Source organism: Pradoshia sp. Z6_59 (assembly GCF_058267515.1).
This window is the reverse complement of the sequence record NZ_JBZCPP010000019.1, coordinates 34,267-58,513: the sequence shown is the minus strand read 5'-3', so window position 1 is coordinate 58,513 and position 24,247 is coordinate 34,267. Positions and strand designations below refer to the sequence as shown.

The following is a 24,247-nucleotide window of genomic DNA, read 5'->3' as shown; positions in this document are numbered from 1 at the left end:
ATTTAATATAATGAATTAAATCTGTTTATGTAAAATTTTATTATTCAAATATATATTATTCAAAACAAAAAGCAGCTTGCCCCTCTACAGAAGAGAAACAAACTGCCAACTCATAATCAATTATTACTATTTATTAGAATGCTGAAGTCCAACCACCATCAACTACTAAAACTGTACCATTTACAAAGCTGGAATCCTCAGAAGCAAGGAATAAGGCAGCTGCAGCGATTTCTTCCGGTTGTCCCACTCTAGGAATCGCAGCTTGTGCTAATCTAGAACGGCCCATTCCAAATTCATTAACATTTCCCATGGATGCAGAAATATTGGTTTCAACCGCACCTGGTGCGATTGCATTACAGCGAATGCCTTCTTTTGCATACATAAAGGCTGTGTTCTTAGTAAGACCAACCACCGCATGCTTGGAAGCGCCATAGGCAGCACCTGCATGAGCACCGTTTAATCCACCAGTAGAAGCAATATTAATAATGATGCCTTGGCCTTTTTCCTGGAATAATGGAACGACCTTACGCATGGAACGCATAACACCTTTAGTATTTACATCAAAAATTAAATCCCATCTTTCATCTTGTATATCCGCAACAGGTTCGAAACCATCCATAATGCCTGCATTGTTAACAAGGATATCTAACGTACCAAATTCACTAACAGCTGTATCAATCATTCCCTCGATATCTTCAAGCTTTGCTACGTTCACTTGCAATGCTTTCGCTGTACCGCCATTGTTTGTAATCCCTTCGACTACTTTTTCGGCACCCTCAAGGTTAAGATCTGTCACAAGGACTTTAGCTCCTTCTTTTGCATAAAGCTCTGCAATCGCTTTCCCCATTCCGGATGCTGCACCTGTTACTACCGCTACTTTTCCCTCTAATTTCATTTTGAACTACCTCCTCATTAAAGTGTAGGTTCTGTTTATCCATACGGATTTTAAAATTTATACTTGGATTTTGTCTGTGACACTTCGTATTAATCCAGCATAAAAGCGAGACATACCCTAGTCCTCAGATCCATTTCAAGTAAACTTGCTTAGCCAACATAATGGACTTTAACATAGCCTAATTTTGCCTAGACATAAAAGAAAGTAAGTTTACCCAAAAAAAATGATATTCTTGCTTCATGAATATTTTAACTTATATTTAAATTTAAATAAAACTAAAACTCCTGATTTACTAGATCAAAAGTTGGACACAATGTGACAATTAGTAGTTAAAGAGAAAAAAGAGTGAACGTAAATTAAGATTTTGTCGAACTAAATTTCCATCGACCACTTTTTCTGTTCAGCTTCCTTCATCTGTTTTTCTGTTTGCTCGGGATAAACCGTACGGAATTTATGATGTTCTGCCGGGATAATTTCTATCATTTTTTCAATCATATCCTCTGGATCCATTTGATTTTCCAATCCCTCTTCCATCGCTTTCATATCTTCTTTACGGGTAAAGTGTTCTTCCTCATTATACCATTTCCACTTTTCCTCTACGGCCCGATCATTGAAGCCCGTATCAAATGAACCAGGGTTAATAGTAGCCACCTGTACGCCAAACTCTTTTAATTCATCTTTTAAGGTCAAAGCCATTGCTTCAATGGCATGCTTCGTGGCTGCATATGGACCTGCATAAGGAGTTGTCATAATACCTGCCATCGAACTTAAGAAAACAATTTTCCCTTTCCCCTTTTCAACCAGCTTTCTTGCTGCTATTTGAGCTGTTTCAAGTGTAGCGAATACGTTCACCTCGAAGATAGCCCGGAACCGCTCCATTGGTATCTCACCCAGGGGTCCTCCTTCATTAATCGCGGCATTTGCTACAAAAATATCAAAATCATATTTTTCAATTTCTCTTAAATCAATAGGATTGGTAATATCAAGCTTAAAAACATTCATATTTATGTCTAAGTCTTTTGTTTCCCGCATAAGCGCTGTTTTCTGGGAAGTAGTTTCAGTCGTTGCGATCACACGATGACCTTTCTTTGCCAGTCCAATGGCCGCACCTTTACCAAGTCCGCTCCCTGCTCCTGTTATAAAAATGGTTTTTTCCATTTAGTAATTCCTCCTTCTCAATTCTCTTTCGCCTCTTTTCCTTCTTCCCGATGGTTTTTGACATAAACATTCCTAAAACTGACTGATAGAAATATATATTAGAATCTCTTAAAATTTAAAGTAAAATTAACAAACAAGTGGAAATAAAAGGTGGATTCTAATTTATAATAGATATGTGAAAAATTAAAGGGATTTCTCAACTGGGAGGGAAATGAAGCATGTTAAAAAAGGGCTTAGCTATCATAGTTGCGCTATTCGTCCTACTTTCAGCTTTACCAATGGGAAAAGACGTTCAAGCAGCAGCGACATCAAAAACCAAATATGTTACGGCCAGTACACTAAATGTACGAAGTGGCCCGGGTACTACATACAAAGTAGTTACAACTGTTAAAAAGAATACCTCTGTTAAAGTTACTCAAACGAAAGGTTCATGGGAAAAAGTAACTGTAAACGGCAAAACCGGTTGGGTGTCCAGTAAGTATTTAACAACCAAGAAGCCAGCTGTTAAAACCACTACAAAAACGATGTACGTGTCAGCCAGTACGTTAAATATCCGCAGTGGTGCCGGAACTAAATACAAAGTAATCGCCACTATCAAAAAGAACAGCTCAGTTAAAGTAACCCAAACGAAAGGCTCCTGGAGCAAGGTAATCACCGGCAGTAAAACCGGTTGGGCTTCAAGCAAGTATTTAACTTCCAAAAAGCCGGCAGCTCCGAAAAATTTAGCTGAAGGCTTAAAGACAGTTGGGAGCAACAAGCAACTCATTCTTGTAACTTCAAATGGATATAATACACCCAATGCTGAAATCCGTACATTCGAAAGGAACTCCAAAGGAAAATGGGTTCCTGTATTAACGACCAAAGGCTATATTGGTAAGTACGGGTTTGCGAAGGAAAAGGATATGAAAGAGGGAGGCAAAAAGTCTCCGATTGGGAAGTATACAATCGGTACAGCTTTTGGCCGGAAAGCCAATCCAGGAACAAAGCTGAATTATCGTAAAATCACTGCGGATGACGTATGGGTCGATGATCCGAAATCGAAACTTTATAATACTTGGCAGTCCAAAAAGAAAACCAAGGGCCAATGGAAAAGCGCAGAGAATATGAATATTTCAGCCTATACATATGGCTTTGTCATCAACTACAATACAAAGCGAACTCCTTATAAAGGAAGTGCAATCTTCTTCCACATTGGTGATAGCTATACTTTAGGCTGCACCGCCACTTCTGAAACAAATATGAAAAAGATTTTGAAATGGTTGGACCCTAAAAAGAAGCCAGTCATTATTCAGACCCCAATTAATGAACTTAATAAGTACTAATAAAACAACCCTGCATTGGTAAGTCTAGTGCAGGGTTGTTCTACTATTTATAAAATAAAGATAGGGTAACCTACATAATACAGTGAGTTGCCCTTATTTATAATTAAGAGATGTTTAGTTATAGATCATTTCTTTTGTACAAAGTCTAAGAGTTTCTGAAGTTGATCTATTAATTTCTTTGAAAAGATCTGGATTTTCCATCAAAGATAAGCCATAAGATGGAATCATTTCTTTTATTTTAGGTTCCCACTCCTTCATATTTTGAGGGAAACATTTATCCAATACTTTAAGCATAACGTGAACGGCAGTAGAGGCTCCAGGAGAGGCTCCGAGCAATGCAGCAACCGAACCATCTTCAGCACTGACTACTTCTGTACCAAATTGAAGTGTTCCTTTGCCTTCTTCTGTATCTTTGATTACTTGCACACGTTGGCCTGCCACTACTGTATGCCAATCATCGCTGTTGGCGTTCGGAATAAATTCACGTAATTCCTCCATACGCTTCTCATTCGATAGCATGACTTGCTGAACCAAATATTTAGTCAATGCCATTTCTTTAACTCCTGCCGCCAGCATCGTAATTACATTGTTCGGTTTTACAGACCCAAACAAATCTAAGTTGGAACCAGTTTTTAAGAATTTGGGCGAAAAACCGGCAAATGGCCCAAATAATAACGTTTTCTTATTATCGATATACCGTGTATCTAGATGAGGAACAGACATTGGCGGTGCACCAACCTTAGCCTTTCCGTACACTTTCGCATGATGCTTCTCAGCGATTTCGGGATTATTACAAACCATAAACAGTCCGCTTACAGGGAAACCTCCGATATGCTTGGACTCCGGAATACCGGTTTTTTGAAGTAAAGGAAGACTTCCGCCTCCACCACCGATAAAGACGAAATGCGCCGTATGGTATTCAAGTTTACCATTTTCCAAATCATGCACCTTCACCTGCCATAAGTCATCAGTGGTACGTTTAATATCTTCTACACTATGCCTATAATTGACTTCTACTCCGTTACTATATAAATGTTCAAACAGCATGCGTGTTAACGCACCGAAGTTAACATCGGTTCCTGAATCAATTTTTGTTGCTGCAATCGGTTCATCCGATGAGCGTCCCTCCATTATTAGAGGAATCCATTCTTCCAGTTTATCTGGATTCTCTGTAAATTCCATTCCTTCAAATAAAGGATTTTTAGAAAGCGCTTTAAAACGTTTTTTCAGGAAAGTTATATTATCCTCTCCCTGCACTAAACTCATATGAGGAATTGGCATGATAAAATCCTGTGGATTTTGAATCAAATTGCTGTTAATCAAGTATGACCAAAACTGCTTTGATTGCTGGAACTGCTCATTAATATTGATAGCCTTACTAATATCTATAGATCCATCAGCTTTTTCAGATGTATAGTTAAGCTCACACAGTGCAGAATGCCCCGTCCCTGCATTATTCCATTCATTTGAGCTTTCTTCCCCTGCACTTGCAAGTTTTTCAAATACTTTGATGTTCCATTCAGGTGCTAACTCTTTAAGTATTGACCCCAATGTCGCGCTCATAATCCCGGCACCAATTAAGATAACGTCTGTTTTCTTCTGCATGTTGCTCATTATAACCATCCTCATCCCCTAATTTGTAAAAAAGAGCAAGCTCTCCTATTAAAAAAAGCAAAAAGAAAGGCTCTGCTTAGGAAACCCTTACATCTCATTTTTTACCATATCTCATACCATTATAATGATTCTTGGACTTAAATATCTACTATTTACAGATAATTATAAACTATTTGGTGATTTTATTGAAGATGGAAGCTTTTATTCAAAGGGAGGCAGACAAAACACCTTTTACCCTCATTCAGATTGGTTAAGGGTTTTGCCCTTTATAATGAGATCAGAATCCTTCTTTAGTCCTACCTAGGAAATCTTTTCTTTTCTAACTCCAACAATCTACCCCTTAATTCCGGATCATGTGCATATATGTACAGGCCATGTATGCCCCTCTTCATCAGTATGTTAAGTGAATTCAAAATAATTCTTTCCATAATTTCTTCACTGTTTTCATATTCATTCCTTCCCCTAAAGGCCTCTGTATCCTTATAGTTTTCAGGAATGATTATTAACATATCTGTTTCCTTATCATAGCCGATTGATGGGCCTAGAATAACTCCAACATAATTTAAGTCAAAGCCCTGAATTGTGTAAATGGATCCTACTTCCTTTATGGTATTTGCTTCTTCTGCCCATGTATGATTTCCATAATCATTATTCCATGGAAGTTTAAAACCATCCTCTTCCACGTAATAGGTTAGTCCATCTTTCTTATGTATATAATCGAAGGTGGACACAATTCTCGCCAAACCAAATTTGTTATTCTGCTCTTGGATTACTTTATACATTTCTGCTGCCGATTTGAAAATCCGAAAATCATATGCATCTTCAATCGGCATCGGAGTAATTTTCTTCTCTACAAAATTATTAATCCAATTGACCATATTATCAGAGGCACGCATTCGAAATTGATTCGTCAAAACATAATTTCCTGTATTACAGCCCTTTGTAATTGAATAAAGCTTTTCTTCGTCCCAGTAGCTTTTTATTTTCAAAACCTGCTTGTCATCATAGACAATAATAGCGACCTTGCTATGTCTAATGATCTCTTCTAATTGATTTTCTTCGTTGAAATTATTGTAGCTATCAGGTTTTGTTAACAATAAATGAGCTTCATCTACTAAAACGATATCAGCCTTTTTCCTCAATTTCTTTCGCTTGTTGATAAATGTTGTTGGCTTTTCAAAATTCTTTTTAGAAAGTACTTTAACATTCCCAGCTATTTTTCTATAGGTCTTTAACATCTCAGAATGATTAACTAATAAATAGTTTTCAGTTTTGGATAGATCGTTATCCTTTTCCTTGGAGAGTTCTTGAATTTTATTAAAAACCGAACTTAAGACAACACTCTTTCCGACACCCGCTTCCCCTTTAATAAGAAAAACAAACGGTTTTTCATCCATAATATGTTCTTTGCAAACCTTTATGATTTCCTGCTGAAGCTCTAACTGTTCTGTCGTCATTTCCTTAAAGGGTGATAACTTAAAAATATCTTTATTCTCAATTGCTTGTGCGGAATGATCGACAATTTTTCTATTTAAAAGCTCAGTCCAAATTTCATCAAAAACTTGTTCATCATAGTACTGTTTTTCATAATAATTATGCATTACATTCTTTGCAGTTTGACTCTTGTTCTGCAGCTTATAACGTTCATCCGCCAAGAAATAATTGATTAGCTTCGTTTCAATATTATATGTAGCCGAGCGATTAAATTTATTATGGATAATCAAGGACATCTTATTTAATGATTTTCGTTCATGATTATTCAGATGGTCCCTCATCCGATTTTTAACTGACACTGTTTCGCCTATATAGACGGTAGTTTCATTGTTCAGAAAATAAACGACAGGATAATCAATATAATAGCCGCTCAGGCGATTTATTGATGCCTTGTTAAAAGGCAGTGTCTCAATTTCTACTGTACTTGTACTCATACCGCACCTCCACATTACACATGATTGTAAGCTGAATATGATTATTTCTTTGCCGGAGCAGGGTATTTTATGGCGTTCTTCTTCAGTTTCTTGAGTGCTTCCACTTCCAGATCGATATCTAATTTATCCGCTAACTGCAAGAGATAGATAAATACATCGGCCATTTCTTCTTTTATATTGTCGATTGAATCAGCCACTGCCTCTTCGCTATCTCTCCACTGAAAATTCTCCAATAGTTCATTCGCTTCCAATGAAATCGAAATCGCTAAATCTTTCTCATTATGATATTGTCCCCAATTCCGCTCATCCCTGAACTCTAAAACCTTTTGCATCACTTTTTCCATTTATAAAACCACCTAGTTTTTATTCTATATACTCTACTTTATCATTTTTATCAGAAAATATTAAAAGGACCTACCTATTATTGATCCGCAAAAAGTTGAATGAGCTCAGAGGATTGATTGGTAATTTGGCTTTATCATATATCCGGATCGTCATCTTATTTACTCAAACGAGTAGAGCGCTGAAAACTAGTATTATTGTTTCTTATTTATAAAATACAACTATCAAAAAAGCCCTAACTCTAAAATGAGAAGGGCTGATCATTTCAATAATAATTCTGTATAAATAACGGTCACCTAAAAGCTGATTGCTTACTTACTTCCCATAAATAATTTTCGCCAGACCATAGTGACTCATATTTTCAATCAGATTGGCAATCTCAGAAGGTGATTCTTTGTAATCATTTTGAATCCATTCATTCAGAATACCTATTGTTCCAGCAGTTATAAAGGTTGATAAATACCCAACCTGCTCCTGCGGTACATTTTTACCGTATCGATTCCACTTTTCCACACATTTCTGATGGGCAATATCCAGAACATCATCCAAGAAATCTTTTCCGTTCTTCAAAGTAAAGAGAACTCTGCTCAGTTCCTTATTCCTTAGAATTACCTCGAGAATTTCACTTGTAAATCCCGAAATCGTGTAGTCGTCCTTTGAAATAGAGATAGCTGCCTTCAGTTCAGCTACATACTGACTCTTTAGCTTCTCCATCAAATCATATACATCCTCATAGTACCGATAAAAGGTAGCCCGATTGATTTCAGACTGTGTACATAGCTCGGTTACGGTAATTTTATTGATAGGCTTCTTCTCTAACAATTCGATAAATGTGTCTTTAATTACTTTTTTGGTATATCTTATTCTGCGATCTTCCATCCATTCTGACTCCTATTCTTAAACAAATCGTCCCATTCTGTTTAATAACTTTCATTCTGATTAAAATTGATGATTGATGCTTCCGGGGCATCATTATACAATGATAACAAATTTTATACAACACAGTGTTTAATAACTAACGGAGGTTTTCATGAAGAATATATCAATTATTACCGATGGAAGTTGCGATATCCCTTCAGAGGTAATCGAAAAATATGGAATAAAATTAATCCCTCTTCATTTTCAGTTTGAGGATCAAGTAGAGTACGGTTCCGAACGTAAGATGGAACTTGGGGAGTTTTATAAAAGATTAGCAAACGGTGAGGTTGCCAAGACAAGTGCCAGCTCTCCTTCAGCCGCAATTCAAGTATTAAAAGAAGAATTGGAAAAAGGAAATGATATCATTTGCGTAACTCTTTCCAGTGCATTAAGTTGCACGTTTAATAATATTAGATTGGCAAGTCTAGAATTACTAGATTCATATCCGGAAAGTCGCATCACCGTAATCGATTCCTTAACTGGTTCTATGGCTATGGGAATGTTAGTGGTCAAAGCTTGCATGATGAGAGATGAGAAGTATTCCTACGATCAAATTGTCGAATACCTGGAAGAAAACAAACAATCCTTCCACGTAGAATTTTACGTGAATGACTTACAATACCTAGCCAGAGGTGGCAGACTTAATCCGGCTATTGCGAAGATTGGAGGACTAATCGGAATCAAGCCAATCCTTTCCGTTACAGATAATGGAGTCATTGAATCTGTCTGCAAAGCTCGCAAAACATCCGGTGCAACCAAACAAATCAAAGAGAGATTCCTAGCTTCAAATGTTGAGAGAGAAATGATTTGTATTTTACACTCTAATAATCTTGATCATGCATTATCCTTAAAAGCTGATCTTGAATTAGAACAACCCTTCGCGCGAGTATTCATCACCGAAATCGGCCCATCCATTGGCAGCCATACCGGTCCAGGGTGTCTAGGACTTGCTTATATAAAACAATAACCCAGTATAGAAGGGATATTCTCCCTTCTGTTCTTCTTTTATAGTACTTTCCCACTCTAAGAGGGTTTTTATGAATATTTGATAGTTATCGATAAGGAGAACATACTTACGATGTGTATAAATGCAGAAAATCAGATTGAACGAAAAAAACGTAGGTGGCCTAAAATTGTCGGTTTTTCCTTTCTCGGATTAACCCTTGTCCTTGTAGCCATTTTAGTTGCAGCAAATATGTATGCAAAGCGTTCATTACCGCAAATTTCAGGAGAAATAGAGCTCGAGGGATTACGAGATAAAGTCACTGTTGTGCGCGATGAAGAAGGCGTACCTCATATCACAGCTGAAAATGATCATGATTTATATATGGCTCAGGGCTATATAACTGCTCAGGACCGTTTGTTCCAAATGGATTTAAGCAGAAGACAAGCTTCCGGACAATTAAGCGAGGTTGTCGGAGAAAGTATGGTGGATCAGGATAAATTCTTTCGTACTTTTGGCTTGAGACGTGCTGCTGAAGCTTCTTATAACGGCTATTCAGATGAAATGAAAGAATACATGCAATGCTATGCGGATGGGGTAAATATGTTTATGAAGGAAGCCATCTCTGAAAATAAACTGCCTGTCGAGTTCACATTGTTAGGCTATGAACCGTCAGAATGGACGATCATCGATTCCTTAACCATTGTCAAATACATGGCCTATGATTTAGGCGGACACTGGAAAGGCCAAGCCTTCCGCAGTTATTTATTAAGTGAATTTACTGAAGAAGAAGCCTTAGATTTGTTTCCATCCTATTCCGAAGATGCACCAACCGTAATTGATGAAGGTGCGATCGATTGGGAGAAAAGCTTTGCAAATGCCCATATCCCAGATGAGTTCAACGGCAGTAACAACTGGGTTATAAGCGGAGAGAAAAGTGAAAGCGGGTCGGCACTTTTGGCAGATGATCCGCATTTAGGATTAATGACTCCAGCTATCTGGTACCAATCAACGTTAAAATCAAATGAGCAAAATATTAGCGGTGTGACATTTGCAGGAATTCCAGGTATTATCATCGGACACAATGAAGAAGTTGCCTGGGGAATTACCAATGTAGGACCGGATGTACAAGATTTATATATTGAAAAACTTAATCCAGATAATCCAAATCAATTTTTATATAATGATGAATGGATAGATGCAGAGATCATTAAAGAGACCATCAAGGTAAAAGGACAAAAGTCTATTAATTATGAAGTTATGGTTACTAGTCATGGTCCTGTTATTTCTGAGTTTGCTCATGATAATAAGAGTGATACAGTACTTTCATTAAAGTGGACAGGTTTAGACGCAACGCAGGATTTAGAAGCAATCCCAGCGATGAATAAAGCGAGTAACTGGGAAGAATTCGATACAGCGATAGAAAGATTCAAAGCACCGGCATCCAATTTTGTATTCGCTGCAAAAGATGGGACAATCGCCTACAAAGCATCCGGGAATATTCCTATTCGAAAAAATGGCGAAAGTTTAGTGCCAGTTCCAGGCTGGAATGATGATTATGAATGGGAAAAATATATTCCGCATAATGAATTGCCGACAATCATCAACCCTGAAGAAGGTTTTATTGCTACCGCTAATAATAAAATTGTCGATGATTCCTATCCATATCATATTTCTCATGTATGGGCACAACCCTATCGTCAGCAACGTATTTTAGAAATATTGAACTCTAAAGATACCTTTACAGTTGAAGATATGAAAGAACTTCAACTGGATATCAAAAATCTACAGGCAGAAGAGTTTGTCCCTATTTTCCTTGAAAAATTATCTAAACAAACATTAAATGAGCAAGAGCAAGAAGCGGTTACACTACTAAAAGAGTGGGAATTTGAGGATGACCAGGCAGAGACTGCTCCATTGCTGTTCCAAACGATGTTACTAGAAATCTCGAACGTTTTATTCGGAGAGAAAATTTCTGATGAAATGATGGAGCTTTTTGAAGGAAAAGCACAGGTTATAGACGAATTAATTCGCCGTGCCAATGAAGGAAATGAAGGTCCTTGGATTAAGAACAATGGCGGTTTATCAGAAGTCATTTATGATGCCCTGAAACAAACAATCGAAACATTATCTGAACGTTATGGAGACAAGATGAGTGAGTGGAAATGGGGAGATGAGCATCAATTGCAGTTTTCTCATCCATTATCCAGTGTGAGTCCACTTCAGCATATTTTCAATAGTAAACAAGCTATCCCTGTCGGCGGAAGTGCCGTGACCGTTCAAGCGGCACGACGAAATGATGAAACCGGTTTGGTCAATCATGGAGCCTCTTGGCGTTATGTCATAGACACAAGTGATATGACTAAAGCTCATCATATTGTTGCGCCAGGACAGTCCGGACACTTTAAAAGTGAATGGTATAATAATCAATTCGAAGACTGGGTGACAGGAGATTATCACATCACTTCACTCAATGAGTCAGTTAATGAAGATCAGACATTGATATTAACACCTCAATAATAAGAGACGAAAAAGAGACTTCAACATATAGTTGCAGTCTCTCTTTCATGAAGAAAGTTTTCTACTCTGATCTGCTATTCCGACAGTAATAAAAAATTAAAAGAACATCCTTAATCTTTGGCTAGTACATCATTAGTTCATTTAGAATAGTTGGCTATAAATTAAAAAAGTATCCTTATATGTTGGACACTTTTCTTACTGCACATCAAAATAATGTAAGTACGGACTACCTTCCTCTAAAAATTGCTTCCACTTTCTTTTTGGTTCTATTATATGTTGATAGGCAATTTGAGAAGCATATTCCATGTCTTGATTTTCAATTAGTTGGATAATGTCTTGATGTTGTTTAATCGCCTCTTCAAAGCTATTGTTCATTTCAGAAAGTAACCTTATACGATTATAATGTGTACTTAGACGCATAATCCCCTCCCAAATGTGCTCTTTCTTATTCTCTCTAAAAATTAAAGCGTGAAATTGTTTATCCAATTGATGAAACTTCTGTACATATTCTTTTTCACAAATAAGTTCTTCTTGTTGAGCTACGATTCGTTTCAACTCTTTTAAACTCTTCTTTGAAAATTTCCGACAAGATAATTTCAAAATTTCCTTTTCTAATGTAAAGCGCATGAACGCTGCTTCCTCAATTAACTGATAATTAATCTTGGATACATATGTACCTATTTGTGGTAAAACATCTACTAGGTGCTCCTCCTTCAATTTTGCCATTACTTCTCGGATCGGTGTTCTCGAAATATGCAAAGATGCAGCTAAATCTGCTTCTTTAATGGATTGGCCAGGTTGCAGTTGCAATGACATAATAGCGTTCTTAACCAGGCGATATGAATACTCTTTCGTATTTTCTCCAATTGCTCTCGGTGTCACAACTAACATGATCGGACCCTCCTTAACTATCAGCGCTTAACAAGCTTATTATCAATTTATATACAAAGAAGATAACTAATGAATCATCAGCTATCTTCTTTTAATGACTACTATTTATCTATAGGGATTATTGATTTCTTCTAGCATTCAATTCAATAACCATATCATCTGTACGTTTCTTATTTAGCGGGTATAAAAATACTAAGATAAGGAAGATTAACCCGAAGACAATGGCTGGCACTAAAGTGGCTAACATGTGGATACCATCAAGAGCGCCTTGAGTTTGTACACTATTGGCAGCATTGTATCCAACAAGACCTATGGCAAAACCACCGATTCCACCGGCAATTGCTTGACCAACTTTACGCGCGAATGAATAGATAGAGTAAACGGTTCCATCTTCACGTAAGCCAGTCAATAATTCATGGTAATCGATAACATCTGTTACGAATGCCCAAACGACAACATTAAAGAAAGCTAATCCAATCATACCAAGTGTAGCAATACCAATGAACTGCATAGCACTTAAATCTTTCATAAAGAATAAAACCAAGTAAACTACTGTTGCCATTAACATCCCTACAGATGATAATTCCTTCTTACCGAACTTTGCAACTAGTGGTTTCACAAATGGCATTACTACAAATGTACCGGCTGTCTGAACAACTCCCATAAGGCTTAATGCAGCTGCATTTGTGAAATAGTCTTTGAACAAATAAACGTTAACTGCCCCCATAAGCATTGTATTCATCATAAGTAATAATGAAGCTGTCAAAATCCAAAGTAATGGTTTGTTTTTAACTAATCCTTTAACCGTAGCTTTCATATTACCTGTTTCTTTTGTTCCCTCTGGTGCTGTAATACGTTCAGTTGATAGTTTATAGCAAGTCATATAGCAACAGATTGAAAGAACACCGAAAATACATGCCGCCATAAACATACGGTTCGCATCGATTTGGTTATCTACGAACACGATTAATGGAGCAACTGCGTTAATAATCAAACTAGCTGACATTGCACCAGCTGTTCTCCAAGTGGATAAAGTTGTACGTTCATCTGGGTTATCTGTAATAACAGATGCCATTGATCCATACGGAATATTTACTGTACTGTATAATGTTCCCCAAACAATGTATGTAACAAAAGCCCAAGCCATATAAAAGCCATCGCTCATTCCTGGAATGGTTACAAACATCAAGACTCCTGAAAAAACAAGTGGGAAAGACATTCTCAAAATCCATGGTTTAAATTTTCCGTTTTTAGTTGCTGGTCTTGTGTCAATAAAACGCCCCCACGTTACATCAGCAACGGCATCCCACAGACGTGCCACCATGAACAGTACCCCTACAGTAGCTGCACTGATATGGAATATATCTGTGTAGAAAACCATTAAATAAGCACTTACTAATAGAAAGAAGAAATCGTTTCCAAAATCGCCCATCAAATAACCAATTTTGTCCCTCATACCAAAAGGACGATGTGTTACAGTTGATTCTTGTAGATCAGAAATCGTTTTTACTTGTGGTTCACCCATTTCACTTCTCCTCCAGCACTCTAATAATAGTTTTAAATGTAATGGATCTAGATTTATCCACTTGGACACTAATTTGCAAACGGTTTCAAATTTGATCTAAAATCAGTTGAGCTTAATTTATGTTTTCAAATAAGTATTTATAGCCCTTCTATAAGTTCTAATTACACGCAAACCAATATTACATATTAATAATGCACAATACTTCACATAAACTTGCTCAACATTTCACAAATTAATCGCCAATAAAATAAACTCTATTATCATCCATACTAGTATGCTAGCATGTTTTAAATTGCATGCCAACCCCTTTTTTAAACTTTTTACACATTTCAAATCTTTTTGTTAAATTTAAGAATATATACACTTCGTAAAATGAACTTAATCATACAAAAATTACTATAGGACTTAACCTTTTAACTATTGATTTCTATCATTCCCCTTTAAACAATCAATTTATATAATCTACAACTCATTTGCTTTTAATTTTTGAAGCTAGTAGTTTATATTCACATAAAAAATCCCTTAAACTCATCGTTTAAGGGAGCGAATAAATATAAACTAACTTTCCTTCAAATCATCGGGATAATTTAATAGATTCCCACCGCATCAAAACCAGATTGTACGGCTGCCTCTTCCTCGCTGCCTTCACCATACAAATCAATAGCAGACTGCACAATTGCGTTCCGCGCATCGCTAAAATCTGAATTAGAGGTTAAATAAACCGTTAAAGCTCGATAGTAGATTTCCCCCAATTTCTCTCTTCCAAGTTCTTGACCAATCAGGTATGCGGCATGGTTTGTAATAGAGGAATTAACATGAACACCACCGCCATCTACGGAAGTCGGCATATGGTAGAACTCATCCATATGGTCTGGATAGACACCTCCATTTGTGCTATATTCTCTTCTTTGCTCGTTGCTGACAATTACACTGTTAGGATTACTTAAACTGCGCAATACCGTCACCCCTTCAGCTTTAGCAGCTGGTGCCATAATATCCTCTCCCATTTCCCAGTCACCATCATCAACTAGTACACCAAATACGTCAGCAAAAGACTCGTTTAGTGCACCTGATTGATTCCGGTAAACCAGATTAGCTGAGTGAGAAATTACACCATGGGTCATTTCATGAGCAGCTACATCAAGTCCTGCTGCCAGAGAAATCATAAACTCTCCATCTCCATCACCGTAGGTCATCCAACGTCCGTTCCAGGAAGCATTATTATAATTGGTGCCATAGTGGACTTTAGATATAATCGCCATTCCCTCTCCATCTAGAGAATTACGGCCATGCTCGTTTAGAAAATACTCGTATACTTTTTCGGAATTATAGTGCGCATCGACAGCTGCACGATCGTAGTCTTTGATAAATGAAGCTGAATTCCCTACATATAGCGTATCATTACTGGAAGTGTTATCGTTTTTGGCATCGTATGTTTCAATTCCTTCTAAATTGGAATGAGCGTAATCTGCTAACGAAAACTTAGTACCAGAATTCTTTTCTTTAACTCGGGTAATATGTAGTTCTCTGCGTTCTCCATGTACCCCGATTCCTGTACCCTTTTGCGTTTTTCTTTCAGCGGCATGCATGAGGGCGTTATACTGATCAATTATCTCACCTGTTTGTGCATCTACAAAGACAAACCAGTTTCCAGGTTCCATACCCATAAAGTTAACATTTACTTTATAGGCTGTATGGTTTTCTTCTTTAAAAGGATAGACGACCAATTCAGCAGTAGGTTCATATGTCAGCTCTTCAGGGGCTTTAACAGAGGATAAGGCTGCTTTTACTGCGCTATCAACACTTAAGGAGACGGCTGTATTCACTTTTGATTCACTAAGTGTCTGATTCATTCTTCCATTAACAGATTCAACTTCATCATCCTTATTAAAGTGAACAATAATGTCTGACCCTTCAACCTTTACTCCATTTACCGTTTGATTAAAGCGGATATGTGTCATACCCAGTTCATCTTTTTGTACATCTTTTACCTTCAAATTTTTCTCTGGATTACTGATTCCAGTCTTCCCTTGCCTATTCTTCAAATAATCCAAAGCATTGGAAGGAGTACTAGAAGAATATTTTTCAGCAAACCGCTCCTTCACGAATAAAGGAACGCTAGCCCTCTCATTCCACTCCTTACTAACTGCTTTCGAATTAACTGGCTGCGCAAATACACTTCCAGTTGGAATCGAGCCTACTAATATAGCGGATGTTAGAAGTACCGGTACTATCAATTTTTTCTTCAATATATTCCCTCCACTAAACTCTATTTTATTCATTATAAAGCGGAGGAAGAATAATATCATGAATAATTTGAATTATTAAAATATTTAAATCGATAGATAGTTAATCCTACAATACTAGAAACAGCAATCAATTATTTTAAAGGAAAAAACCCTCAGACATGCGGAAATCACGCAGTTCCAAGGGTTATTTTAAGATTAGGATTACTTCATAACATACCATACAGATATGAAATCCGTTCTACTATAGAGAAGTAGCAACAATTTTCTCATTCGAATGCTTCTTACTTTTCGTCCATCCCATTAAGCTCTTCAAATTTATCGATCAATGCACGCGCTTCATCTGAGGACTTCGTATTCATCAATTCATTTCTTAATTCACCAGCCCCATGGAATCCACGGACATAGATCTTAAAGAAACGATGAAGATGTGTATACTTACGAGCTACTACGTCTAAATATTTATCATGGAGATCTAAATGGAGCCTCAAGAGATCCAGCAATTCCTTACTGCTATGTTCTTTTGGCTCATGCTCAAAGGCAAATGGATTTTTAAAAATACCACGCCCAATCATAATTCCATCTACACCGTATTGTTCAGCCAGTTTCAATCCCATTTCACGGTCAAGGATATCCCCATTGATTGTTAAAAGTGTATCAGGCGCTACCTGATCGCGAAGTTTCTTAATCTCTGGAATGAGCTCCCAGTGAGCATCTACTTTACTCATTTCATCTCGTGTACGCAGATGAATAGAAAGATTAGCAATGTCTTGCTTCAATATATGTGTCAGCCAATCACGCCATTCGTCTATATCAGAGAAACCAAGCCGTGTTTTCACACTTACCGGCAATCCCCCTGCTTTTGCTGCTTGTATTAAATCGGCTGCAACTTCGGGACGGCAGATCAGGCCACTTCCCTTCCCGTTGTCAGCTACATTGGGTACGGGACATCCCATATTGATATCTATGCCTTTAAACCCTAACTCCGCCATACCAATACTCATTTTTTGGAAGTTTTCAGGCCTGTCCCCCCATATATGGGCTACCAACGGTTGTTCATCCTCTGTATAGGCCAAACGTCCACGTACACTCTCTTTTCCCTGAGGGTGACAATAGCTTTCAGAATTTGTAAACTCTGTAAAAAACACATCAGGTCTCCCAGCTTCACTCACGACATGGCGAAAAACAACATCCGTCACATCTTCCATGGGTGCCAGTACAAAAAAAGGTCGTGGTAAATCACGCCAAAAATTTTCTTTCATATTCGAATTCCAATCCTCTCATTAAAATGGGATATCATATTAAAATCTATCCCAAAACTAAACAGAAATAATCTTCTTTTACACTTATAGCATGCTTAGGCACTTTTTATCAAACTATAGAAATTTTGAACATATTATTCCTTATTATGAACAAAAAGTACAAAGAAAACCAGGAAAATTAGGCCCAGCCTTGGTCACTGCCAAAGTACATTATCCTTGTTCATACCCATTACTGCATATTCCCAAAGAATTTTACTAAGATATTAAATTGCTGATCTGAATAATTTCTATTAAGCGAACCAAGATATTATTGGAATAGAACAGAAGAAATCAAATAGACGACATTTCACCTGATTTTATTCCTCATCAGTCTCAGCTTATAGATGTTATAATTATTTTTATATAATATATCATGAACTATATAGAGGAAAAGAAGGAGGGAACTCAATGACGGAAAAGAGGATAGATTCATCTAAGCTTAAAAAGATACCTGATGTCGAAAAGGCAAATGAAGAGTGTGCACTATATACGTCAAATAAATGGGTAGGAAATGCTATCCTGCATCGAGCAATTCTCTTCGCAACAAAGGCACATCAGGGACAGACTCGTAAAGGAACGGATATTCCGTATATTTCTCATCCATTCGAGGTTGCCCAGATTTTAACCTCTGCCGGTTGTAATACTGCGTTGATTATCGCCGGCCTGCTTCATGACGTTCTGGAAGATACAGACGAGACTTCCGAAGCAATTGAAAGTGAATTTGGTCCTCTGGTTTTGTCCCTTATTCAGTCAAACAGCGAGGACAAATCACGCAGCTGGGAAGAGCGAAAGCAGCATACCATCGACTACATGACAGAGTCAGCTAGCTTTGAAGAGCTCTTACTTGCCTGCGCGGACAAACTATCCAATCTGCGCAGTATTAAAGCAGACTATATTGAATGCGGAGACGAACTCTGGACCAGGTTCAACCGTGGAAAAGAGCAGCAGAGCTGGTATTACAGTAAGCTAATTGATGCATTTGCGCCCCTGCATGAATATGATATGTATTGGGAGATTTCCAATCTGTATACGGATATTTTCGTAACCTATTATCGTGACTTTAACGAAGGTGCAGAGATTATTTATCAGACCAATGGTCAGGAGACTTATTTCTATCATGAGGACAATTGCCAATGGATACCCATTATGCTCGATGAATGGGAAAAAATTCAGCCGGCACTGACTGCCATTTCGAAAAGGGAAGCTCTTGAGATGGAAAATAGACTCCGTGAAGACTATCCGTCTCCTATGTGCATGTTACGCCATCAACGCGACCCGAATATGATCGTCTTATACGCTAAAAAGCTATTGCGTGAAGGTCATAGTCCGAGACTATTCGCTGATCTGTGGAACAATATGGGCGGCGGAATTCCAGCCCATACTTTGCGCGCGATAGAATGTGCATTTCTGGCTCTCTACGAGCTAAAAGATCAATAAAGATATGTGATCACATACAGCTGTGTTTGCCAATAAAAGTGAACAGCCCCCAATACCAACATAGTGTGCGGTATTGGGGGCTGCCCCTATCATATAGTTTTATTTTAAATTCTTAATCCCAGTTTCTAATATTTCCATTTGCAGCAGTGTCTGTTCATCTGTAATAGTTTTATCTTTACCATTCACAATGGCTTCATATAAATCATCATACACTAACCCATAATCACCATTTATCGATTTCACTTTTTCTTCATGGATGGTGCCTTCTTCATCAACATACGTCAGTACACCATAATGTTCTAGCGTATCTACTCCAAAATCCTTGTTATCCGGCATGTAAAATAATTTTAGGTGTTCTTCCTGGCGGTCCTTCGTTGCTTTCACAAAGCATCCCTTTTTACCGTAAACTACAAAGCTAGGCCTTTCTTTAATTCTAAAATAACTGGATTTTACAGTAACCTTCAATTCAGCATAATATAGATCTAAATCAAAATAATCATTCATTCTGCCTTGCCCCAATAATTGCCTAACATCATAGTGGATGTGATCCGGCTTGCCGAAATAGCTGATAACCTGATCCAATGTATGGCATGCATGTCCATATAAAAATGACATAGCAGGTTCGAAAGTAGTAGTGGATTCTGGTACTTCGGGACGGAAATAGTCAAAATGCATTTCTACTTCTAGCAGGTCTCCTAGCTTCCCTTCTTCGATAACCTTTTGAACAGTTAAAAAATCACTATCAAAGCGTCTGTTTTGGTAAGCTTGAACAATTAGTCCCTTCTCACGCGCGATTGCAAATATTTCTTTTGCCTGCTCGGAGGTTTCCATAAAAGGCTTCTCAACTAAACAATGTTTATTATGTTCTAATACCAATTTGGCGTATTCATAATGACTGTCATGTTTTGTACAAACTACAATGAGTTGTATATCTTTATCATTTAACAGTTGATCTAAGTCAGATGTATAAGTGACCCCTGGAATCCGATCCCAGCTTTCATGTTTAGGATTCCTTTGATAAATTGTCTTTACCTTTATATTCTTTCTTTGCAGGACGAACGGTAAATGGTATCTGTTCGTGCTTTTCCCATTTCCAATATAGCCAATTGTAAGCATGGCAGCCTCCTAAAATATAAATTTATACTTAATATCTTCTATTAAGCAATAGTTTAATTCAAAATGGTTTCCATTGATATGTATATAGTAGTAATGATCAAGTTTCTGGCGGTATATAAAGAGCACCCCCTGAAAATGATTCGCTCAATTTCAGGAGGTGCTTCCCTATTTGTTTAACAGTCTTATAATCTTTGTATAAGTCTGAACAAGCTTTATAAATTTATTTTTACATGATGCCTAGTACATGGAAGACAACACCAACGACGAACAATCCAAGAATCATCACGATTGGTGATACTTTCTTCCTAAGCAGCCACATACAAAGAAGTGTTAATAGCAATCCAGATAAGCCTGGGATTAAACTATCTAAATTTTGTTGTAGAGTTGTTACTTTAACATCACTTAATGAGAGACCAGCAGCTTGTTGTTCCAACGCTGTTTTAATTCCCTCTGCTCCTGCAGGTAACTTATCCCAATCAATATAAGCACCTTCATCAAGCTGAACGGAAGATACAGTTGGCGTAAACTTAACTGATACCCAACGGTTTACTAATGCACCGAGGATAAACATCCCGAGTATCGAGGCACCTTTAGTAATGTCTCGAAGCAATCCGCCAGATAAGTCGTCTGTAATTTTAGATCCTGCTTTGTAACCAAATTCCTGTGTATACCAAGTGAATCCCATACGAATAAGATTCCATAAAACGAAGTAAAGAATTGGACCAAGTATATTACCAGTCATAGCAAGAGAAGCTGCTAACGCACCAAGGATAGGCTTAACCGTGAACCAGAAAACTGGATCCCCGATACCTGCTAAAGGTCCCATCATACCGACTTTAACACCTTGAATAGCTACATCGTCAACCGGTGCACCATTTGCACGTTCTTCTTCAAGCGCTAAAGTTACCCCGAGTATAGGTGAAGCTACATATGGATGAGTATTAAAGAACTCTAAGTGACGTTTTAGTGCAGCAGAGCGGTCTTCTTTTGTTTTATATAATCTTTTAATAGCTGGGATCATTGCATACGCCCAACCACCGTTTTGCATTCGTTCATAGTTCCAGGAACCTTGAATGAAGGTTGAACGCCACCAAACAGAAATACGATCTTTTTTCGATAATTTCAATTCTTTTTCCACTTTCTGTCCTCCTCCTTCTTAGTAATTATCAATAATAGCGCCTATTGGGTCACCTGTATTACCATTTCCGCCATTACCACCTGAACCACCTTGTTTAGAAAGAGCTAAATAGATGAGTGCCAGAGCCACACCGATAGCTCCTAAACCAATAAGTGTGATTTCTGTAACAGTTGCTAATACGAATCCAATTGCAAAGAATGGCCATACTTCTTTTGTAGCCATCATATTAATAACCATTGCATAACCGACAGCAACGACCATTCCACCACCGATAGCTAAACCATTTGTCAACCACATTGGCATAGATTCAAGCAAGTTACGAACCGGACCTGCACCAATGGCTAAAATTAATCCAGCTGGAATTGCAATACGTAAACCTTGCATACAAATTGCAGCGATGTGCCAAAATTCTACTACTCTGATATTTCCTTCTGCGGCAGCAGCATCCATAAAGTGAACAAATGCTGTTGCAATCGTACGACAGATAATTGTTAATAAAAGTCCAGCAACTGCAAGTGGAACTGCAATCGCGATTGCAGAAGATACTCCATCTTGACCTTGTCCACTTAAAACTAAAATAATAGCAGATGCAACTGATGCTAACGCAGCATCTGGTGCTACGGCTGCTCCAATATTCGCCCAACCTAAAGCAATCATTTGAAGCGTACCGCCTAAGATAAGACAAGGTACAAGTTCTCCTGTAACTAAGCCGATTAACGTACATGCAATAATTGGCTGATGGAAATGGAATTCATCCAAAATTCCTTCTACACCGGCTAAGAATGCTACGAAAAGGACTAATATTATTTGAATAATAGTCAAATCCATAATGATTTATCCTCCCTTTTTTTCGTGATAATCATGATTATTTTTGTTTGTTTAACTCTTCTTGGGCTTTCTTGATAATCTCGTCCATGTTGCCTTTTGAATCGTTCGGAACTTTACGTACATCAAATTTCAAACCACGCTCTTTTAAACTAGCAAAAGCCTCAATATCCTCTTGATTGAATGCCAACACCTTATTCGGTTGAACTTTACCAGGTGAGTGTGCCATAGAACCAACATTGATTGTCTCTAATGGAACGCCGCCTTCAACCGCCCTAAGTGCATCCTGCGGGTTTTCGAAAAGAAGTAATGCGCGCTGACCGCCAAAGTGTTGATCATCTTTTGCCAGTTCAATCATTTTATGTACAGGAACAACATGTGCCCTTACACCTGGTGGAGCAGCTTGTTGGATTAATTTCTTACGAAGATCATCCTTAGCTACGGTATCAGATACAACGATGATACGAGTAGGATTTGTTGCTTTAGTCCAACCAGTCGCTACTTGTCCGTGAAGCAAACGAGAGTCGATACGAGCTAACACGTACTCAAATTTACCAGGTGCACCAGCTGTTGAAGGTTTATCAGTAGGTTTAACCTCTGCAACAGGTTCTAAATCTTCAGGTTTTACTTTAACCCCTTCTTTAGCAGTGCCCAAAATATGAGCGGCAATTTCATGAGCTTTTTCCATTGAGAAACGAGATGCAAAAGCTTCAATCAACATTGGTAAGTTCATACCCGCAACGATTGCCCATTTGTCTTGATGTTCTTCAAGCAAGCTGTTGGCTTGGTTGAAAGGAGTACCACCCCAAAGATCGACTAAGAATAAGACTTCATCTTGGTTATCGAAAGAGGCAATTGCATCTTTCATTTTTGCCTTTACATCATCAGGTCCTTCGCTCGGCATCAATGTAACAGCTTTTACATTTTCTTGTACTCCGAAGATCATTTCTCCAGATTGCAAGAGACCATTCGCAAATTCACCATGACTAGCAATGATAATCCCTACCATCTTCTAACCTCCTATTATTATTGTTACAAGCAACTAATACAGTAAAACACGTCTATTTCTATATTTATAGATTTCTATAGATGTGTTTTCCAACCATCTAAAACGACTCTATTCGACAAAAAAAGACATAAAAAAAAGTGATTAAATGAAGTTTCAGGTAAAAAGACCCCTTTTTTCTCTTCATCAATCAATACTTTTTACTTACATCTGATCGAAGTAGAATCGCGTAAAAAATAAAGGAGATGGTTATTTAGACTAGCTTTTCGAAAATTTCAATAAACTTTCTTAGTGATTATAGCATGCCGAATAATTCGCTTTCAAGCAGGATTAAATTTTTCTATGTCCAAAGTCTCTTTATCAGGGAATTTTTTTTCGACAAAAAAAGATAAGTTCTTCCAACTCATCTTTTTTGTGAACTATTACTTTTTAAATATACTACTCACACTACGTTTGATTACATCAAAGAAACTTAATGATTGAACCATACGAGTAGGATCAACATGTTCACGAATGGCTCGTAAAACTTTTTTTGAATCCTTTGAGGAAAATGTAAATGTCCCATTTCGTTTAGTTTGAATAGCATAACGCGGAATCCATTTCCCTTTAAACATGATAGAAGCAATCACATAATCAACTTCCTCCCAAGGAATTTGAATAAATTTACGAGCATCACGTTCATTAAAGAATTCAAATCCTTTGTCACCAATCATGATTTTTCCATATTCAGGAAGCCCGTTATGTGAGGTCGCATCAATAACTAACTCATCTTTTGTATTGATTGATTGAACCATTTGATATACTACTCCATTTCTCTCTTTTAATATTCATTATTATACGCATTTTCTCACTTTAAGTGAATAGAGTTAATAATCATAGAAAAACCATCTTCATAGATAGAACTAAACAGTAGATGATTGATAGAGGATATTCTTCTGATGATACTAACTGAGCTTATATTGAAATAATAAAAGAAACTAATCACTAATTGAAGAATCTTTAGACAGTAACACCTCAACTCCTTCACCATTTGCCAAGAGAATGCTTGCATAGCTGAGATACATATCCGGAGACAATACATATCGATAAATCCAAACTGGAAACAGTAAAAGGCAGCGCCCT

Annotated in this window: 19 protein-coding genes; 4 read left to right on the top strand and 15 right to left on the bottom strand. The window is 37.5% G+C overall.

Annotated elements, in window-relative coordinates; genetic code table 11:
• Window positions 1-133 precede the first annotated feature (133 nt).
• Together AC4D4B_RS16255 and AC4D4B_RS16250 are read right to left on the bottom strand one after the other, a co-directional pair.
• Window positions 134-895: an SDR family oxidoreductase gene (locus tag AC4D4B_RS16255; RefSeq protein WP_491000521.1), complete on the bottom strand. Its 762-nt coding sequence runs from the start codon at window positions 893-895 to the stop codon at window positions 134-136.
• Window positions 896-1,267: 372 nt separating this feature from the next.
• Complete coding sequence (locus AC4D4B_RS16250) at window positions 1,268-2,053, bottom strand: SDR family oxidoreductase (RefSeq protein ID WP_490997051.1); 786 nt, start codon at window positions 2,051-2,053, stop codon at window positions 1,268-1,270.
• Between the two features lie 218 nt (window positions 2,054-2,271).
• On the opposite strand from AC4D4B_RS16250, the gene AC4D4B_RS16245 reads away from it, so the two are divergent.
• Window positions 2,272-3,375 carry an SH3 domain-containing protein gene (locus AC4D4B_RS16245; protein ID WP_490997052.1) on the top strand — a complete coding sequence of 368 codons (1,104 nt, stop codon included), beginning with the start codon at window positions 2,272-2,274 and terminating at the stop codon, window positions 3,373-3,375.
• Between the two features lie 114 nt (window positions 3,376-3,489).
• On the opposite strand, the gene AC4D4B_RS16240 is transcribed toward AC4D4B_RS16245, so the two are convergent.
• The 4 genes from AC4D4B_RS16240 to AC4D4B_RS16225 all read right to left on the bottom strand — a co-directional run bounded on the left by AC4D4B_RS16240 (window position 3,490) and on the right by AC4D4B_RS16225 (window position 8,138).
• Window positions 3,490-4,989, bottom strand: a complete 1,500-nt coding sequence (locus tag AC4D4B_RS16240; protein ID WP_491000520.1) for a malate:quinone oxidoreductase — start codon at window positions 4,987-4,989, stop codon at window positions 3,490-3,492.
• 296 nt (window positions 4,990-5,285) lie between these two features.
• Window positions 5,286-6,917: a DUF2075 domain-containing protein gene (locus AC4D4B_RS16235; RefSeq protein ID WP_491000519.1), complete on the bottom strand. Its 1,632-nt coding sequence runs from the start codon at window positions 6,915-6,917 to the stop codon at window positions 5,286-5,288.
• A 41-nt stretch (window positions 6,918-6,958) separates the two neighbouring features.
• Window positions 6,959-7,261, bottom strand: a complete 303-nt coding sequence (locus AC4D4B_RS16230) for a nucleotide pyrophosphohydrolase (RefSeq protein WP_490997055.1) — start codon at window positions 7,259-7,261, stop codon at window positions 6,959-6,961.
• A gap of 313 nt (window positions 7,262-7,574) precedes the next feature.
• A complete protein-coding gene (locus AC4D4B_RS16225; protein WP_490997056.1) occupies window positions 7,575-8,138 on the bottom strand; it encodes a TetR/AcrR family transcriptional regulator in 564 nt (187 codons plus the stop codon).
• Window positions 8,139-8,289: 151 nt separating this feature from the next.
• Between AC4D4B_RS16225 and AC4D4B_RS16220 the strand changes: the two genes are divergently transcribed.
• Both AC4D4B_RS16220 and AC4D4B_RS16215 read left to right on the top strand, forming a co-directional pair.
• Complete coding sequence (locus AC4D4B_RS16220) at window positions 8,290-9,144, top strand: DegV family protein (RefSeq protein WP_491000518.1); 855 nt, start codon at window positions 8,290-8,292, stop codon at window positions 9,142-9,144.
• A gap of 111 nt (window positions 9,145-9,255) precedes the next feature.
• The gene (locus AC4D4B_RS16215) at window positions 9,256-11,640 is read left to right on the top strand and encodes a penicillin acylase family protein (protein WP_491000517.1); all 2,385 of its coding nucleotides are present in this window, start codon (window positions 9,256-9,258) and stop codon (window positions 11,638-11,640) included.
• Between the two features lie 195 nt (window positions 11,641-11,835).
• Here AC4D4B_RS16215 and AC4D4B_RS16210 read toward each other — a convergent pair whose 3' ends face one another.
• The 4 genes from AC4D4B_RS16210 to AC4D4B_RS16195 all read right to left on the bottom strand — a co-directional run bounded on the left by AC4D4B_RS16210 (window position 11,836) and on the right by AC4D4B_RS16195 (window position 17,564).
• Window positions 11,836-12,531: a GntR family transcriptional regulator gene (locus tag AC4D4B_RS16210; RefSeq protein ID WP_490997059.1), complete on the bottom strand. Its 696-nt coding sequence runs from the start codon at window positions 12,529-12,531 to the stop codon at window positions 11,836-11,838.
• 118 nt (window positions 12,532-12,649) lie between these two features.
• The gene (locus AC4D4B_RS16205) at window positions 12,650-14,056 is read right to left on the bottom strand and encodes an MFS transporter (protein ID WP_491000516.1); all 1,407 of its coding nucleotides are present in this window, start codon (window positions 14,054-14,056) and stop codon (window positions 12,650-12,652) included.
• Between the two features lie 587 nt (window positions 14,057-14,643).
• Window positions 14,644-16,305 carry a M4 family metallopeptidase gene (locus AC4D4B_RS16200; RefSeq protein WP_491000515.1) on the bottom strand — a complete coding sequence of 554 codons (1,662 nt, stop codon included), beginning with the start codon at window positions 16,303-16,305 and terminating at the stop codon, window positions 14,644-14,646.
• A 281-nt stretch (window positions 16,306-16,586) separates the two neighbouring features.
• Entirely contained in the window at window positions 16,587-17,564 is a 978-nt protein-coding gene (locus tag AC4D4B_RS16195; protein WP_491000514.1) for a tRNA dihydrouridine synthase, read from the bottom strand.
• A 447-nt stretch (window positions 17,565-18,011) separates the two neighbouring features.
• Between AC4D4B_RS16195 and AC4D4B_RS16190 the strand changes: the two genes are divergently transcribed.
• The gene (locus tag AC4D4B_RS16190) at window positions 18,012-19,040 is read left to right on the top strand and encodes an HD domain-containing protein (RefSeq protein ID WP_490997063.1); all 1,029 of its coding nucleotides are present in this window, start codon (window positions 18,012-18,014) and stop codon (window positions 19,038-19,040) included.
• Window positions 19,041-19,139: 99 nt separating this feature from the next.
• On the opposite strand, the gene AC4D4B_RS16185 is transcribed toward AC4D4B_RS16190, so the two are convergent.
• The 5 genes from AC4D4B_RS16185 to AC4D4B_RS16165 all read right to left on the bottom strand — a co-directional run bounded on the left by AC4D4B_RS16185 (window position 19,140) and on the right by AC4D4B_RS16165 (window position 23,919).
• Window positions 19,140-20,156, bottom strand: coding sequence for an oxidoreductase (locus AC4D4B_RS16185; protein WP_491000513.1), 1,017 nt, complete (start codon window positions 20,154-20,156; stop codon window positions 19,140-19,142).
• 226 nt (window positions 20,157-20,382) lie between these two features.
• Window positions 20,383-21,294 (bottom strand): PTS system mannose/fructose/sorbose family transporter subunit IID, encoded by a 912-nt coding sequence (locus AC4D4B_RS16180; protein WP_490997065.1) that lies wholly within the window; start codon window positions 21,292-21,294, stop codon window positions 20,383-20,385.
• Between the two features lie 18 nt (window positions 21,295-21,312).
• Window positions 21,313-22,116 carry a PTS mannose/fructose/sorbose transporter subunit IIC gene (locus AC4D4B_RS16175; protein ID WP_490997093.1) on the bottom strand — a complete coding sequence of 268 codons (804 nt, stop codon included), beginning with the start codon at window positions 22,114-22,116 and terminating at the stop codon, window positions 21,313-21,315.
• Between the two features lie 43 nt (window positions 22,117-22,159).
• Entirely contained in the window at window positions 22,160-23,128 is a 969-nt protein-coding gene (locus AC4D4B_RS16170; protein ID WP_490997066.1) for a mannose/fructose/sorbose PTS transporter subunit IIA, read from the bottom strand.
• Window positions 23,129-23,547: 419 nt separating this feature from the next.
• Complete coding sequence (locus AC4D4B_RS16165) at window positions 23,548-23,919, bottom strand: DUF956 family protein (RefSeq protein WP_490997067.1); 372 nt, start codon at window positions 23,917-23,919, stop codon at window positions 23,548-23,550.
• Window positions 23,920-24,247: the final 328 nt, after the last annotated feature.

Coding starts and splice junctions, on each gene's coding strand:
- AC4D4B_RS16225 (WP_490997056.1), bottom strand. CDS start 8,138: ATGGAAGATCGCAGAATAAGATATACCAAAAAAGTAATTAAAGACACA.
- AC4D4B_RS16190 (WP_490997063.1), top strand. CDS start 18,012: ATGACGGAAAAGAGGATAGATTCATCTAAGCTTAAAAAGATACCTGAT.
- AC4D4B_RS16240 (WP_491000520.1), bottom strand. CDS start 4,989: ATGAGCAACATGCAGAAGAAAACAGACGTTATCTTAATTGGTGCCGGG.
- AC4D4B_RS16210 (WP_490997059.1), bottom strand. CDS start 12,531: ATGTTAGTTGTGACACCGAGAGCAATTGGAGAAAATACGAAAGAGTAT.
- AC4D4B_RS16230 (WP_490997055.1), bottom strand. CDS start 7,261: ATGGAAAAAGTGATGCAAAAGGTTTTAGAGTTCAGGGATGAGCGGAAT.
- AC4D4B_RS16250 (WP_490997051.1), bottom strand. CDS start 2,053: ATGGAAAAAACCATTTTTATAACAGGAGCAGGGAGCGGACTTGGTAAA.
- AC4D4B_RS16220 (WP_491000518.1), top strand. CDS start 8,290: ATGAAGAATATATCAATTATTACCGATGGAAGTTGCGATATCCCTTCA.
- AC4D4B_RS16205 (WP_491000516.1), bottom strand. CDS start 14,056: ATGGGTGAACCACAAGTAAAAACGATTTCTGATCTACAAGAATCAACT.
- AC4D4B_RS16170 (WP_490997066.1), bottom strand. CDS start 23,128: ATGGTAGGGATTATCATTGCTAGTCATGGTGAATTTGCGAATGGTCTC.
- AC4D4B_RS16245 (WP_490997052.1), top strand. CDS start 2,272: ATGTTAAAAAAGGGCTTAGCTATCATAGTTGCGCTATTCGTCCTACTT.
- AC4D4B_RS16235 (WP_491000519.1), bottom strand. CDS start 6,917: ATGAGTACAAGTACAGTAGAAATTGAGACACTGCCTTTTAACAAGGCA.
- AC4D4B_RS16195 (WP_491000514.1), bottom strand. CDS start 17,564: ATGAAAGAAAATTTTTGGCGTGATTTACCACGACCTTTTTTTGTACTG.
- AC4D4B_RS16165 (WP_490997067.1), bottom strand. CDS start 23,919: ATGGTTCAATCAATCAATACAAAAGATGAGTTAGTTATTGATGCGACC.
- AC4D4B_RS16255 (WP_491000521.1), bottom strand. CDS start 895: ATGAAATTAGAGGGAAAAGTAGCGGTAGTAACAGGTGCAGCATCCGGA.
- AC4D4B_RS16215 (WP_491000517.1), top strand. CDS start 9,256: ATGTGTATAAATGCAGAAAATCAGATTGAACGAAAAAAACGTAGGTGG.
- AC4D4B_RS16185 (WP_491000513.1), bottom strand. CDS start 20,156: ATGCTTACAATTGGCTATATTGGAAATGGGAAAAGCACGAACAGATAC.